Raw genomic sequence first — 628 nt, forward strand, 5'->3', positions numbered from 1 at the left:
AAAGGCCAGCTACGGCGAGGAATATGATCGCACGATACTAAACACATAGTAACGGCACAGTCATCAGGAATAACGACATTGTGGTCGACAGCAGCCCCGGAACCGCCCCTGCCGCCGCGATATCGGTCATCGACAGCAAAGATGTGGTCATTGAAAACAACCGTATCTATGGCCTGAAGACCTTGGCAAAGATGTGGGACGACAAAAGCAGCACGATAATGCGCAACAATGAAATGCGTAACTTGCTTAGTGCGCCATCGATGCGCGTTGAACCCGGCGTACAATAACGAACATATGCCATGAAAACGAACGGGCGACTGCGCAATGAATCCTCCACGATAGGCGGTTGCATGCCATCCCTGCGGGAGTTGCTACCATTGCTCACGTTCGCATTTTTTGCCAGTAAAGCAACTGCCGCCTCTCCTGAATGCGCACCCGTTCCAATTCACAAGAATCATCCTCAGGAAATAAGGAGTGACATCAAAGCTCCTGGCACTTACGGTCTGCAACAAGATATCTTGACGGCAAGGCGTCTTAATGTGCACTCAGGTTGGTCCAAGGCTTTTGACGGCGAAGGGTTAATTAGTTGTCAAGTCCCGTTTGATCGTAAACGCGTTTAACGAATAAT

Annotated in this window: 1 protein-coding gene; it reads left to right on the forward strand. The window is 49.8% G+C overall.

The annotated features are described in order from the left end of the window. The first annotated feature begins 80 nt into the window (after positions 1-80). Entirely contained in the window at positions 81-287 is a 207-nt protein-coding gene (locus QWL29_RS26570; RefSeq protein WP_305825852.1) for a hypothetical protein, read from the forward strand. The last annotated feature ends 341 nt before the right edge of the window (positions 288-628 follow it).

The organism is Massilia brevitalea, from assembly GCF_030711405.1.
GTDB classification, from domain to species: domain Bacteria; phylum Pseudomonadota; class Gammaproteobacteria; order Burkholderiales; family Burkholderiaceae_D; genus Telluria; species Telluria brevitalea.